Here is a 13684-nt window from a genome sequence, read left to right on the forward strand (position 1 = left end):
TGACGGGTGGCGTGGTGGGAGAAACGAGGTGTGTTCCAGTCCATGGCAAAACAGGGTGTCCCCGGGCAGGAGATACCCGATCTGAGGGGTTTGCATAAGCTCCGGGCCGACCCCATCGCGAGCAGGCTCGCTCCCACATTGGAGGTGTAGCGGCCGCAGCTCTTGTGTTCGGCGGCGAGCCACTGTGGGAGCGAGCCTGCTCGCGATGACGATCTGCCTGACGACGGCGTTCATGCGGATTTCCCCATCAGCATCTGCCGCATTGGCAGCAGGTCACTGGGCAGGATGATCAGCGTCTGCCATAGCGCCACGCCACTGAGGCGGCAGTACATCGTCAGTAGCGCGACGGTCACGGCCATATAGGCGATCGAAGACGCCGCGGCGGCCCCGACGATGCCGTAACGCGGAATCAGGATCAGGTTCAATGCCAGGTTCAATAACGCTCCCACACCCATCAGCAGTGAAACCGTGCCGGGCCGGTTCTTGCCCAGCAGATCCAGGCGCAGGATGCTCGCGTAGCACAATCCGAACAGCCCCGGCAGCAGCGCCAGCAAGGCGGGATAGGCTGGTTGGTAGGCCGCGCCGAACAGCGTGACGATCAGCCATTCACCAATCAGTGCCATGCCCAGGCAGGCGCCGAGCATGACCGTGGCGGTCAGGCGCAGGGCCAGAGGCGTCAGGCGTTTCATGTCGGAGTCCTGCTGCAGCAAACGCTTCATCAGCGGCGTGGTGACCGCCTCAGGCACAATCAGCAGCAGTTCGGCGGCGGCGCTGGCCATGGCGTAATGGCCCAGGGCAGTGCTGCCCAGCAGGGCGCCGATGAACAGGTAGTCCGAGCGCAGTACCACTTGCTGGAACAGTAAATCGGGGTGGCTGCGGGCACCGTAGCGCAACAGCTCCTTCTGGTTGGAGCGATCCCATTGCAGGGTGAACCTGTGGTCCCGCCGCAGCCAGACCCAACCGGCCAATACCACCAGGCTCAGACCCGCCAGCCAACTGATCAGTGCGGCCTCCAGGGCGGTGTCTTTCCACATCCAGAACAGCGCCAGAAACAGCAACAGCGGCGCCAGGGATTCCATCAGCCGCAGGGCATTGAAGGCGCCAACGCCGCCGGACGCATTGTGCAGTGTCAGCAGGCCGCTCTTGAGCACGGTCAACGGCACGGCCAACAGCAGCAGCCACGCCAACAGTCCCAACTGTGTGGTGATGTCCAGTTCGCCGCCGAATTCGCGCACCAGTGCCACCACCAGCACCGTCAATAACCCGGCCAACAGGCAGCCGAAGACCAGCACCTGGCTGAGCAGCAGGCCCATCGAGCGTTGTTGAGCCGCTTGATAGCCCACGGCCGAATTCAAGCCGCCACTGGTGACGGCGCTGATCAGGTCCGGCAGGGTGCTCAGCAGGGCGAACAGCCCGCGTTCACTTGGCCCCAGGATCCGCGCCAGCAGCACATTGCGCAGCAGGCGCAGGCCGATCATCGCCAGGCGCGTGCCCATGCTCAGCGCCAAGTGCTTGAGGTAGTGGCCGCGGCTCATGGGCGTGTCCCCCGGCGAATGCGCCAGGCCAGCAATTCAGGGTGCTGGGCATTGCGTTGGCTGACGCCGAAGCGTGGCAGGTTCAATGGATCGCCGTCGGTGCGATACAAGCCGGTTTCGGTGCCCAGGGCAAATGGGAAACCGTGGGCTGCCACCTGTTGACGCACGCGCTCATCGTGATCGCCGTTGGGGTAGCAATACACCGGCAGCGGCTGGGCGCAACCGTTCTCCAGGGCCGCCCGACTGCGGCTCAGCTCTTCGTGCAGACGCTGATCATCCAGCGCGGTGAGAATCGCGTGGCTGGCACCGTGGGGGCCGAAGCGGATGAGCCCGGAGTCTTCCAGCATTCGTACCTGGAACCAGTCCAGGGCCTGGGGCTGGGCGCCCGTGGGACAGGCGTCGGTGAGGTCGTTCAAGACCTGCGGGTCAAGGCTCTTGAGGCTCTGTAGATAGTGCATCAGCGACAGGCTGCGGTGCTGCTCATCCAAGTCATCGAGCATCACCGGCAATGGCCGGCCGACGTGCTGCAAATGCTCGATCAACGAGTGTCGCGCCACTTGGCCATGGCTGCCCCACAGGGTTTCGCCGATGCTTTCCCACCAGAAGTGCTGGCGGCTGCCGATGAAGTCGGTGGACAGGAAAATACTCGCCGGCACCTGGTATTGGCGCAGCAAAGGAAAGGCATTCATCGCGTTGTCGCGCCAGCCGTCGTCGAAGGTCAGCGCCACTCGCGGGCGATTCGGGACGCTTTCAGGATCGGCCAGCAGCAGGCTCATCAAGGGCACGCATTCGAAATAGCGTTGCAGCCAGATCAGCAAGCGCTCGAAAGCCTCAGGTCCCACGCACAATTCGTTGCGATGGGGCAGCTCGGCGGCGCGGTCATTGTTAAGGACCCGGTGCAGCATCAGAATCACGCCGGCGCCACGCAACGGACCACGGCCCAGGGACGTGTTCAGGTACAGCCAGCCGCCGGTGCGCTTGCAGACTTGTTTGATGGACATGGGCCGTCTCCTTAGCGGTTCTGCTCGGGGTTCCATTGGCTATAACGATGACCTCGCAGAAACTGCCACAGCCCGATGCTCATGCCCGCCAGCGTCACCAGCACGAACGCCGCCAGGCGAAAGGGCCTGGGCAATCGGTGGCCTACGTCCAGTAAGCCGATCATTGCAATGGCGTAGCCGAGCAGTTGCGCCACCAGGCTCAGGCGATAGAACAGATGTTCATTCCACAGCCAGGCGTTGCTCAGCAGCAGCGGCAATAGCAACACCGGCGCCAGACGGCGGATCAGTTTGTGACTGATCAGGCCGATGGCGTAGAGCCCGTGACGAAGAGGGTTGAGCAACTGCCGACGCTGGGCCAGGCTTTGCAGGCCGCCAACGGTGACCCGCTGGCGACGGCGAAACTGTTTGTCGGCTTCGTCCACGCCCTGGTCGGTGACCCGGGCCAGTGGCGCATACACGATGGACTTGCCCGCCGCCGGCGCACAGGTGCTGAGGAAGAAGTCGTCGTTGACCTGCGCCGGTATGGGTTCAAACAGTTCGCGCCGCAGGGCCAGCAAGGCGCCGTCGGCCGAGACCATGCAACCTGTGCGGCTCTCTACCTGACGCAGCCAGCCTTCGTAGTGCCGATACAGGCTATCGCCCAGGCTCAGGCCCTTGCCCGGCACGGGGATTTCCATATGCCCGGCACAGGCGCCGACTTGCGGATCGCCCAGCGGGGCCAACAGGTGGCCAAGGGTATCGGCGGCCCATTGGTTGTCGGCGTCGGTGAACACCAGGATCTCTCCAGTGCTGTGGGCCACGCCGGTATTCAGGGCGGCGGCCTTGCCCTGGCGCGGCAGGTCGAGCACGGTGATGCGCGGGTCGATGACCCGCCGAGCGCAGGCCACTGTGTCGTCGGTGGAGCCGTCGCTGGCCAGGATGATTTGCAGCGAGCGCGCTGGGTAGTCCTGGGCCAGCAAGGTGCGCAGTTTCTCTTCGATGTGCCGTGCCTCGTTGTGGGCGGCAATGACAATGCTGACGTCCATCGGCAACGCCGGCCCGTAGCGCCGGAGCGGAAAAAGTGGCGCCAGCAGGCTCAGCATCAACGGATAACCGAGGTAGGCGTACACCGGCAGCAACAGGCACGACCAGTAAAGAAATTCAGCCACGGGCAGGTCTCCTGACGTTCCAATGACATAGGTTGAGAAGCAATGCGGCGCCGGTCAGGTGCAAGCGCACCCCGTGCAAGGCCCACAGTTGCAGCGTCAGGCGCAGGTCACGCCCGCTTTGACGCAGACTGAGGAACAACGCGGGCAGAGAGGTCAGCAACAGCAGCATCAGCGCGATGCGCGGCTGGCCCTGGAACAGAGCGACCAACGCCAGAAAGTCCAGGCCCCAGGCACCGATGGACAGCGCCGGAAAACGCAGCAGGCGCAGACTCGGACCATGGCTGCGCAGCAACTGCAAATGGCTGCCCTGGCGCCACAGTTCCTTGCTCATCCACTCCCGCCAACTGCCTTCGTAACCCCAATGCAGGGCCACGTTTTCATTGACCAGCAGCAACTGCGCCCCGGCGTTGCGCAGGCGCAGGGAAAAATCCTTGTCTTCGCCCGTGCGCAGGGTTTCGTCGAACCCCCCGACCTGCTCAAACCACTGGCGACGCAACAACAGGTTGGCGCTGGGCAGCCACTGCACCCGGTGCAAGGGACGCGAGCCTGGCCGTTGGCTGCGGCGTTGCCAGGCTTGAGCGAACCAAGGCGCCTGAGCGGGGGTGTCCAGGTCCAGGCCCAGCACATCGCCCTGGCCTTGGAGTTCCAGCAGCAGCTTGAGCCAGTTGGCCGGCATCTCGATGTCGGCGTCGATGAACGCCAGCCATTCCCCATGGGCGATGGCCGCACCGCGGTTGCGCAGGGCGCCGATGTGCACGCCGGGCACGATCAGCACGCGCGCCCCCAGTTCGTTGGCAATGCGCGGCCCATGATCGTCCGAGCCGTTGTCCACCACGATCAACTCACAGTCCAGTTGCGCCTGGCGAGCGGCTTCCTGCGCCGCCAGCAACGTACGGCCAATGTGTCGGGCCTCGTTGAACATCGGGATCACAATGCTGATGCGGCTCATGGACGGGCCTCCTGCGGTGTTGCCTGTTCGGCGTCGTAGCGCAACACGCTGGTGATGGCGAGCATGATCCACAGCAACTTATGGTTGGGGGCGCTGAGGAACATCAAAAACAGCGCCAGCGACAGGAAACTCATGCCCAGGTGCGTCAGCAGGTCCGCCTGCACCCAGTCCCGACGTTGCAACCAGAGCTGGCGGGCGCGCCACAGGTTGTAGAGGCCCAGGCCGATCATGCCGACGAACATCAGCCCGCCAGGGATGCCGATCTCGCTGAAGATTTCCAGGTAAGTGTTGTGGGCCCGGCGATACAGATCCCCCAGCTTGCGATTGGCCGAGAACGCCTTGGCGTAGCCCGTGGGGGCGTAGTGCAGCGGGAACGTGCCCGGGCCGCTGCCCAGCACCGGGTTCTCGCGGATCATTTTGCTGCCGACCACGATGTACGAGGCACGACGGCCCAGGGATTCGTCTTTGTGGGCACTGGCGCCGGCGCTGAGGATGCTCAGCGACTGGATACGCGCCACGTAGCCGGCCGGCATCACCGCAATCACCAAGGGAATCATGATTGCCAGCCCGAGCATGGCGAAGCCCAGGTGTCGCGGGCGGATGCGCGGCATTTGGGCACGATAGTGATAGAGACCAATCACCAGGCTAAGCAACAGCACCACCAGCCCCGAGCGCGATTCGGTCTTGGTCATGCCGCCCAGCAGCAGGATGAAACAGCCACCCCAGAACAATCGGTGCAGCAGGTTCGGGCTGCGCAACACCAGCAACAACGCCATCGGCACGGTAAAGGCGATCAACAGGGCAAAGGCGTTCGGGTCTTCCAGCAGGCCGGATGCGCGGCCCTGGTCCTGGTATTTGACCGAAAACATTGCCAGCACGCAGGTGGTGGTCACGCTCAGGGTCATCAGTCGGCAGAACAGGTCCAGGTTCAGCTCGCGCCCGATCAGCAGGGTAATCACGAACAGAATCAGCCCTACCATCAGTTCGCGCAGATGGGTCATGGACAGGCCCAGGTTCTGCGACAGCATCAGGCTCAGGCCATAGAGCATCATGAAGGCGATCAGCGGCCGCCAGATATTGCTGCTCAAGCGTGATGAGGGAATCTGGCGCAGGGCCAGTTGCAGCATCAGGATCAGAATCAGCGCCACGCCGAAGAATTTGCTGCCCGAAAAAGCATTCTCCTTGAACAGACCTTCGAACGGCACCAGCGCCGCAATGCCCAGCAAGCCCCAGCCGGGTTTGCGGTATAGCACGGCGACGCCCACCAGGCCGAGCACCGCTCCCGGCGCCAGGAAGGGATAGGGGCTGGCCAGCAACGCCAGGCAAACCAGGCCCAGCAGACTGACGATCGAGAGCGGGACAATCATGGACGAGCCTCCCGTGCCGTGCGGATATAGAGCTGCGACCAGCGTTCGGCCAGGGCGCGCAGGTCATAACGGTCCCGTTGGGTACGGCGCGCGTTATCGGCCAGGATCCGCGCCAGGGGCGGTTCGCCAAACAGTGTTTCGATCTGCCGGGCCAGTTCGGCGCTGTCGGCCGGCGTCGCGAGCAGGCCGTTGTGACGGTCCTGCAGCACATCGGGAATGCCCCCCACACCGAACGCCACCACCGGCACTCCGGCCTGCATCGCTTCGAGCAGAATCATCGGCGTGCCTTCGGTGCGCGAACTGATCACCAGCGCGTCGAGCTGACTCCACCAGGGGTTCATGTCGGTCTGATAGCCGGGCAGCTCGATGCGAGTAGGCAGGCCCGCGTCGGCAATGCGCTTGAGCAAGGCCTGACGTTCCGGGCCGTCGCCGAGCATCACCGCGTGCAGCGATGCATGCCGCTGGCACAGGGGGATCATGGCGTCGAGGAACAGGTCCGGGCCTTTCTCGTGGCTCAAGCGACCGACGTAGCCGACCCGCCAGCGCAGCCGGTCGTCACGATGAGGCAGCGGTGCTGTGATCGACGGCAGGCCGTTGGGGATCACGTCGAGTTTTTCCGCGCGCACGCTGGCCTGGCGGTGCAGCACGGCAATGCTTTCGGCCACGCAGACCACGCGCTTGACCGAGGCGGTGCGGCACAGTTGCAGGCTCAGCCACGTGTAGAACCGTTGCTTGGTGCTGCGAGGCGTAAAGCCGTGCTGAGTGATGACCAGGGGCAAGCGCAGCAGCGTGGCCGCAGCCCAGCCGAACAGCAGGCCCTTGAAGTTATGGGTGTTGATCAGCGGCTGCTCGTCCCGTCGCTGGCGCAGGTGCTGCAACAGCTCGGCCCAACTGGCGCAGTGGCGGCAATCGACCCCGGCCTGGCGAAAGCGCGTGATCAAGGTCGGCGGCGCCGCCAGGAACAGCACTTGGTGCTGCCCTGGCGTGGCCAGGCAATGATCGAGCAACATCCGCTCGGCCCCGTAGAAGCCGCCGCTGTCGAGCAAATGAATGATCGGCAGGGCGCTGCTGCGGCAGGTCGGGCCAATCGGCGCGTTCAATTGCGCACCCAATGGACAAGGCTGGGCAGGCTCCAATTGCGGTGCGGGTTGACCTGTTCGGGGTTCTGCTCGTTGATCACCAGCAACACCGGTACATCCAGTTGCTGGGTAATCTGGGCAGGGTGCTTGAAGCGATGGTCGAAGAACTCACGCACATAGACCAGGGCGATCGCCAGGAGCAAGCCGCTGAACAGACCGAACGCAATAATCAGCATCGGCTTGGGAAACGCCGGGGCGGTCGGTTCGAACGGCGGGCTGAGGACGCGAGCATTGGACAGGTCGTTGTCCAGCGCGCGGGCGGTGCTGCTCTCGGCGAACCGCTGGGCGTAGGTGGAAAATGCCGCATGCAGGGCATTGATCTCGGTGTCCATCTGCCGCAGCTTGCTCTGGGTTTGCTGCAACTGATGGATACGCTCCTTGAACTCGGCGATGCGCGCGGTTTTCTGGTCGATCACCGAGCTGACGACTGCCAGGTCGTTGGTGCGTTCCTGGATGCGGTTGCTCACCACTTTGAGAAACTGCTGGCGGGTGCGCGCGATCTGCTCCCGAGTCAACAGCATCGGCTCGCTGCCGGGCTGGAAGATCGCCAGATCATTCATGTAGCGGCTGACCTGAGTGGTCAGTTGCTCGCCCAGTTGTTTGATTTCCCGGTCTTCGAAGGCGATGTTGTCCATGGTGGTGGTGAAGGTGAACGGGAAGGTGTAGTCGTTGAACCGTGAGTTGTTCGCCGCTGCCAGGCTGGTCTTGAGGTAATCCAGCCAGCGTTGGCTTTGCAGCAGACGATCGCGGTACAGGTTCAAGGCCTGTTCTTCGGTGTTGATGGCGTTCAGGCGGAAGGTGATCTCCTCTTTGGGATCGGAGGAGCTGACGTCTTCAAGCAGCGCCAGGCGGGTGCCCTCCAGTCCGTCGAGGCGAGTCTGGTACTGGGTTTTCTTCTGCTCATAGAAGGCTTGCGGCAGCTCGATCGATTGCAGGTCCTGACGACCGGAGAGGTAGTTCTCCAGCAGTTGCGCCACGAACCGGGTGCCCTGGGCCGGGTCGCCGAAGCTGTAGACGATGGAGATGACGTTGGAGCCTGGCAGGGTTTCGATTTTCAGGTTGGCGATGGCTTCGTCGGTCAGCATGTCGAGCGTGGTATCTCGCACCGGATCGACTTCCAGCCCCAGGCCGTCGCGCAGCGGGTTGACGACGTACTCGCGCAGCGGCGTGGTGACATAGTGCTTGAGCGGCTCGCTCACCCATTTGTTGAAGATGCCGGGGCTAGGGGTGTACTCGCCCTGATCGCGCAGGGTGCTGATGGTCTGCCGGATCAGGGCCGGCGAGCGCAGGATATTGCTCTCGGTTTCCATGTCCGCCAGGGACGGTGGAATGAAGGTGGCGTCTTCCTGGTTCAGCGAGGTGGTGGCGTCGCCCTGGGAGAGTTTTTTCGACTGGACGATGACCTGGGCGGTGATGTCGAAGCTCTGTTTGAGCATCAACGGCAGCGCCAGGGCGATCACGGCGAAGATCAGGAAGACGCGCTTCACCCACTGCTTGTTGGCGAAGAAAATCCTGAAGAACTCATGCAGATAGTTTTCCTTGGGATTCATGATCAATTACCTGCTGCAGAAGTGTTGGACCTGCCGTTGTCGCCTTTGCTGTCAAGGCGGTAGCCGAAGCTGACTCCCATGCCCTGGAACAGCACCACGTCGGCCAGTTGCCGAGCCATTTCACCGGCTTTGGCCAGCCCGGTCTTGGGCACGAAAAGCATGTCTTCGGGCTGCAGGTAGGCGATCTGCGAGGCGTCACCGCTCAGGGCTTTTTCCACGTCATAGTGGCGGGCTTCGACCTGATTGCCGTTGCGGCGCATGATCACCACCGAGTCGAGTCGGGCCTTGACGTTGGTGCCACGGGCCAGGGTCAGGGCCTCGAGGACCGAGATCGGCCGGCGGATCGGGTAGGAACCGGGCTGGGCCACTTCCCCGAGGACATAGATCTCGTTGCCAGCGGTGGATTTGAGCAGCACATCGACGGACATGCGCCCCGGCAATTGGGCGTAGCGCTCGTTAAGGTAGGTTTCCAGTTGATTGACGGTCATGCCTTGCAGCGGCACGGCACCGATTTCGGGGAAGCTTGCGTAACCATCCCGGCCCACGGTGATCTCCCGACTCATGCCGGTGCCCGGGTGGGTCAGGGTGTTGCGCAGTTTTGTCTCGTTGCTCAACGGGCTGGTGACATGCACCGTCAATTGATTGCGGTTGGGCTGGAACAGCATTTTGCGGTCATAGGCACGCTGTACCTCCAGGCGTGCTTCATCCGTGGTCAGCCCGGCGATTTTTACCGAGGTGTTGGCCCCCGGCAGTTCGATACTGCCGTCGGGCATTACCTGTTGTGCGCCGTTGAGCTGGCTGGCGGCGGTGAAGTTCAAGGCCACCTGGTCACCCGGCTGGACCCGGTAGGCATCCGGCCCGCTGGTGCTGATGTGAAAGATCACATCCAGCACATCCTGGGGACGCAGGGTCTGTTCGACCCGGGGCATGTCGGTGGCCTGGGCGTTGGCCGGTGCCGCCGTAAGGATCTGCACCGGCATGGAGCGGGTTTCGGTGTGGCTGGTGCAACCGGCAAGCGGCAACAGCAGCAGGACAAGCAATCTGGCGTTCATCTCGTCATCCTTTTTGCAGGCTTACAGGTTGTTGTAGAGCCACTTGGGCATGTAGTACTTGCGGCGGTTGAACACGCTGCCCACCACCTTGGCGCCGGCCTGGGTCAGACGCAGGCGAGCGGCCTGGGCCACCTCCCAGCGGGTGTCTTCACCGCGCACCACCAGCACCACACCGTCCACCTGGGTGCTCATGACCAGGGTGTCGCAGGCCGAGTACACCGCGTCAGCGTCGATCACCACAAAGCGGTACTGCCCGGCCAGTTGCTTGAACAGCGGGCGAAGCTGCTCGGGGTTCAGGCGCTCGGCATTGCGCCCCAGACGACCGTTGGGCAGCACGTCGAAGGGCAAGCTGGAGGTCTGCACCACGCAGTCCTGCAACAAGGGCGGTGCGAGGCTGTTGAACAGCAGGTCGCTGAAGCCGCGCTCCTTGTGCAGCGACAATTGCTGGCTGAGGTTGCGCGGCGACTGGCTGGCGTCCACCAGCAGTACGCGGCCGCTGCTCATCTGCGCCAGTTGAGCGGCCAGGGCCATGGCACTGGTACTGGTTCCGGTGCCGGTGTTGGCGGCCGTCAGAAGCAGAATCCGTATGGATGGGTCAAGCACGGTTGAGGTCAGGTTGGTCTCGCTCGGGCTTGCGATGCTCAGGATATTGGTTGAACCGTCCATTTAACTCGCTCCGTGGCCGCTGAAAACTTTGAAAGGGGTGATCATCAGGATCTTCAAGTCCAGCAACAGGCTTTGTTCGGCGATGTAGCTGAGGTCCAGTTCCACGCGCTGGTCGAAGTCGATGTTGCTGCGCCCGGAGATCTGCCACAGGCCGGTCAAGCCGGGGTAGATGCTCAGGCGGACAAGATGGTTGTCCTTGTAGCGGTAGGCGTTGAACGAGGTCGGCCGCGGGCCGACCAGGCGCATGTCGCCGGTCACCACATTGATCAGGTTGGGTAACTCGTCGAGGCTGCTGCGTCGCAGGAACCGGCCGACGGGGGTGATGCGCGGGTCGTTGTCGATCTTGAAGTCGATGGCATCGGCGCCGTGCTTGTTGAGGTGGCGCAGTGATTCTTTGAGCGCCTCGGCATCAGCAACCATGGTGCGGAACTTGTACATGCCAAAGACCCGACCGCGGTATCCGGTGCGTTTCTGCACAAACAGCACTGGACCGGGGCTTGAGAACTTGATCAGCAGGGCCAGGCCCAGCAGCAGCGGGCTGAGCAGTACCAGGATCGACAGCGCGCCGAGACAGGCCACCACCCGATTGGTGCGCGAGACCGTCCAGGGTCGACCGCCGTCGCGACCAGTCAGCCAGCCGCGGCCCTGACGATGGATGGCCGCGTCCAGGCGTCGGCGGTGTTCGGGATCGACACGCTTGTCGCCACCGCGGGCGGTGATAGGGATGCATTGCTCATGTCGGGTCATAGACTCCTCCGCTGAAGGTTGGTCGCATGCGTTGGGCTGCAAGCGGTGTCGGCGATAGGCAGGGCGTAGTAATCGAGGAACCAGGCAATGAAGCGCCCCAGGCCCTCGTCCAGCTCGATGCGCGGCTGAAAACCGGTGGCCCGCGCCAGGCCGCTGGCATCGGCGCAGGTGTTCAACACGTCCCCTGGTTGCAGGGGCAGCAGTTCGATCCGGGCGGTTTGCCCCAAGTGCTTTTCCAGCAATGCCACATAGGTGCGCAGCGCTACCGGGTGCTGCCCGCCGATGTTGTAGATCCGCCAGGGCGCTGCGCTGGTGGCCGGGTCCGGTTGATCGCGATCCCACTGTGGCATGGCATGGGGCGGGCGTTCGATCAGCCGGGCGATGCTTTCGACGATGTCGTCGATGTAGGTGAAATCGCGCTGGTGCTCGCCATGGTTGAACAACTGCAACACGCGGCCTTCGGCGATGGCGCGGGCGAACTGGATCGGCGACATGTCCGGCCGGCCCCAGGGGCCGTACACCGTGAAAAACCGCAGGCCGGTGCATGGGATGCCAAACAGATGGCTGTAACTGTGGGCCATCAACTCGTTGGCTTTCTTGCTGGCCGCATACAGCGACAGCGGATGGTCCACGCCGTCCTGTACTGAGTAAGGTGTGCGCTGGTTGGCGCCATACACGGAGCTTGAGGAGGCGTAGATCAGGTGCTTGACCGGATGGCGACGGCAGCTTTCCAGAATGTTCAGGAACCCGCTGAGGTTGCTGTCGACGTAGGCCCGTGGATTCTCCAGGGAATAACGCACGCCGGCTTGGGCGGCGAGATGAATCACCACGTCGGGGCGGTGTGACTGGAACAACTCATCGATGGCCGAGGCGTCGGTCAGGTCCACCCGGGCCAACGCAAAGTCCCCCGCCTGATCCTTCACCCACGCCACGCGGTCGTGCTTGAGCTGCGGGTCGTAGTAGTCGTTGAAATTGTCCAGCCCCCACACCTGATGGCCGTCGCGCAGCAGCCGCAGCACGCAATGGGCGCCGATGAAACCGGCCGCGCCGGTCACCAGAATGTTCATGCCCGTGGCCCCTGGGTCAGGCTGCTGGGCACGGTGTGACGCAATCCGATGCCGCGATACAAGAGGCCGGCGGCGGCCAGATGTTCGGGGTTGTACAGGTTGCGGCCATCGATGATGACCCGGGCGCGCAACTTGTTGGCCAACAGAGCGAAATCCACGACCCGGAAGTTCTTCCACTCGGTGCAGATCACCAGGGCGTCTGCATCCTCCAGGGTGTCGTCGCGGGTGGCGCACAGGTTCAGGTCTTTGCGGTAGCCGTAGAGGCGGCGGCATTCGGACATGGCCTCCGGGTCGTAGGCATGGACCCGAGCGCCTTCGCGCCACAGCGCTTCCATCAGGTAGCGGCTGGGGGCTTCGCGCATGTCATCGGTGTTGGGTTTGAAAGCCAGGCCCCAAATCGCAATCGACTTGCCGGCCAGGCCGCCGGAGAACTGTTGCGTCAGTTTCTCGAAGAGAATGTGTCGCTGGCTGTCGTTGACGTCGGTGACACTGCGCAGCAGGCGCAGGGGCATGCCGCTCTGTTCGGCGGTATGCAGCAGGGCGCGCAGGTCCTTGGGAAAGCATGAACCGCCGAAGCCGCATCCGGGGTAGATGAAGTGATAGCCGATACGAGGGTCCGAACCGATGCCCTTGCGTACCGCTTCGATGTCGGCGCCCAGCCTTTCGGTGAGATTGGCCAGTTCGTTCATGAAGCTGATGCGGGTGGCGAGCATGGCGTTGGCCGCGTACTTGGTCAGTTCGGCGCTGCGGTTGTCCATGAACATCAGCTTTTCGCGGTTACGGCAAAAGGGCGCGTACAGCTCGCTCATCTGATCGCGGGCCAGCGGGTCGGCGGTGCCGATGATGATCCGGTCCGGGCGCATGCAGTCGGCCAGGGCGCTGCCTTCCTTGAGAAACTCGGGGTTGGACACCACTCGCACGTTCAGCTGTTTCAGGCCCCGGCGAGCCAATGCCTGATGGGCACATTCGGCGACCTTGTCGGCGGTGCCGACCGGCACCGTGGACTTGATGATCAAGGTGCGGTCGCTGTCCATGAAGTCCGCGATCTGGCGGGTGACCGCCAGTACATGGCTCAGGTCTGCCGAACCGTCTTCATCGGCTGGCGTGCCGACGGCGATGAAAATCAGTTCGCCGTGATTGACCGCATCACTGGCCTGATCACTGAACAGCAGCCGGCCACTCTTGATGTTCTCTTCGAGCAGTTCGGACAACCCAGGCTCGCTGATCGGTGGCACCGCTTGCTGCAGCTGACGGATCTTGTTGGGGTCAATGTCGATGCACAAAACACGGTGACCGACGTCGGCCAACGCAGCCGCTTGAATCAATCCCACATACCCCGTACCAAATACGCTCACATCCATTTTTGGCGTGCCTCGCAAGACGGTTGATGTAACTCGGATGAAACTGTTTAGAGGGGTATAGCGCAGCTTCAGAAAAGCGTGTCAGCAAAATGACAGTTGTCA

Annotated in this window: 12 protein-coding genes; all 12 read right to left on the reverse strand. The window is 63.1% G+C overall.

The window, feature by feature from the left end; translation table 11 throughout:
- Positions 1–230: 230 nt before the first annotated feature.
- Genes HQ912_RS10430 through HQ912_RS10485 form a run of 12 tightly spaced genes read right to left on the reverse strand, consistent with a single transcriptional unit; the run spans position 231 to position 13582 of the window.
- Complete coding sequence (locus tag HQ912_RS10430) at positions 231–1535, reverse strand: lipopolysaccharide biosynthesis protein (protein ID WP_076383945.1); 1305 nt, start codon at positions 1533–1535, stop codon at positions 231–233.
- Positions 1532–2536 carry a polysaccharide deacetylase family protein gene (locus HQ912_RS10435; protein ID WP_173406752.1) on the reverse strand — a complete coding sequence of 335 codons (1005 nt, stop codon included), beginning with the start codon at positions 2534–2536 and terminating at the stop codon, positions 1532–1534. Before HQ912_RS10435 ends, HQ912_RS10430 begins: the two co-directional genes overlap by 4 nt.
- 11 nt (positions 2537–2547) lie before the next feature.
- Positions 2548–3684, reverse strand: coding sequence for a glycosyltransferase family 2 protein (locus tag HQ912_RS10440; protein WP_047228542.1), 1137 nt, complete (start codon positions 3682–3684; stop codon positions 2548–2550).
- Entirely contained in the window at positions 3677–4633 is a 957-nt protein-coding gene (locus HQ912_RS10445; protein WP_047228541.1) for a glycosyltransferase, read from the reverse strand. Before HQ912_RS10445 ends, HQ912_RS10440 begins: the two co-directional genes overlap by 8 nt.
- Positions 4630–6000: an O-antigen ligase family protein gene (locus HQ912_RS10450; protein WP_076383948.1), complete on the reverse strand. Its 1371-nt coding sequence runs from the start codon at positions 5998–6000 to the stop codon at positions 4630–4632. The genes HQ912_RS10445 and HQ912_RS10450 overlap by 4 nt, the downstream gene beginning before the upstream one ends.
- Positions 5997–7100, reverse strand: coding sequence for a glycosyltransferase family 4 protein (locus tag HQ912_RS10455; RefSeq protein WP_076383949.1), 1104 nt, complete (start codon positions 7098–7100; stop codon positions 5997–5999). Before HQ912_RS10455 ends, HQ912_RS10450 begins: the two co-directional genes overlap by 4 nt.
- Entirely contained in the window at positions 7097–8689 is a 1593-nt protein-coding gene (locus HQ912_RS10460; protein WP_047228538.1) for a GumC family protein, read from the reverse strand. The genes HQ912_RS10455 and HQ912_RS10460 overlap by 4 nt, the downstream gene beginning before the upstream one ends.
- A 2-nt stretch (positions 8690–8691) precedes the next feature.
- Positions 8692–9741: a polysaccharide biosynthesis/export family protein gene (locus HQ912_RS10465; protein ID WP_047228537.1), complete on the reverse strand. Its 1050-nt coding sequence runs from the start codon at positions 9739–9741 to the stop codon at positions 8692–8694.
- A 21-nt stretch (positions 9742–9762) separates the two neighbouring features.
- Entirely contained in the window at positions 9763–10407 is a 645-nt protein-coding gene (locus HQ912_RS10470; protein ID WP_047228536.1) for a CpsD/CapB family tyrosine-protein kinase, read from the reverse strand.
- Positions 10408–11154: a sugar transferase gene (locus HQ912_RS10475; RefSeq protein ID WP_047228535.1), complete on the reverse strand. Its 747-nt coding sequence runs from the start codon at positions 11152–11154 to the stop codon at positions 10408–10410.
- On the reverse strand, positions 11151–12221 hold the full coding sequence (locus HQ912_RS10480; protein WP_139049576.1) for an NAD-dependent epimerase: 1071 nt from the start codon (positions 12219–12221) through the stop codon (positions 11151–11153). The genes HQ912_RS10475 and HQ912_RS10480 overlap by 4 nt, the downstream gene beginning before the upstream one ends.
- Positions 12218–13582, reverse strand: a complete 1365-nt coding sequence (locus tag HQ912_RS10485; RefSeq protein WP_076383950.1) for a UDP-glucose dehydrogenase family protein — start codon at positions 13580–13582, stop codon at positions 12218–12220. Before HQ912_RS10485 ends, HQ912_RS10480 begins: the two co-directional genes overlap by 4 nt.
- Positions 13583–13684 lie beyond the last annotated feature (102 nt).

Origin of the sequence: Pseudomonas sp. MPDS (genome assembly GCF_013283895.1) — a bacterium.
Taxonomy (GTDB): domain Bacteria; phylum Pseudomonadota; class Gammaproteobacteria; order Pseudomonadales; family Pseudomonadaceae; genus Aquipseudomonas; species Aquipseudomonas rhizophila.

Coding starts and splice junctions, on each gene's coding strand:
- HQ912_RS10430 (WP_076383945.1), bottom strand. CDS start 1,535: ATGAGCCGCGGCCACTACCTCAAGCACTTGGCGCTGAGCATGGGCACG.
- HQ912_RS10450 (WP_076383948.1), bottom strand. CDS start 6,000: ATGATTGTCCCGCTCTCGATCGTCAGTCTGCTGGGCCTGGTTTGCCTG.
- HQ912_RS10475 (WP_047228535.1), bottom strand. CDS start 11,154: ATGACCCGACATGAGCAATGCATCCCTATCACCGCCCGCGGTGGCGAC.
- HQ912_RS10470 (WP_047228536.1), bottom strand. CDS start 10,407: ATGGACGGTTCAACCAATATCCTGAGCATCGCAAGCCCGAGCGAGACC.
- HQ912_RS10445 (WP_047228541.1), bottom strand. CDS start 4,633: ATGAGCCGCATCAGCATTGTGATCCCGATGTTCAACGAGGCCCGACAC.
- HQ912_RS10480 (WP_139049576.1), bottom strand. CDS start 12,221: ATGAACATTCTGGTGACCGGCGCGGCCGGTTTCATCGGCGCCCATTGC.
- HQ912_RS10485 (WP_076383950.1), bottom strand. CDS start 13,582: ATGGATGTGAGCGTATTTGGTACGGGGTATGTGGGATTGATTCAAGCG.
- HQ912_RS10435 (WP_173406752.1), bottom strand. CDS start 2,536: ATGTCCATCAAACAAGTCTGCAAGCGCACCGGCGGCTGGCTGTACCTG.
- HQ912_RS10460 (WP_047228538.1), bottom strand. CDS start 8,689: ATGAATCCCAAGGAAAACTATCTGCATGAGTTCTTCAGGATTTTCTTC.
- HQ912_RS10465 (WP_047228537.1), bottom strand. CDS start 9,741: ATGAACGCCAGATTGCTTGTCCTGCTGCTGTTGCCGCTTGCCGGTTGC.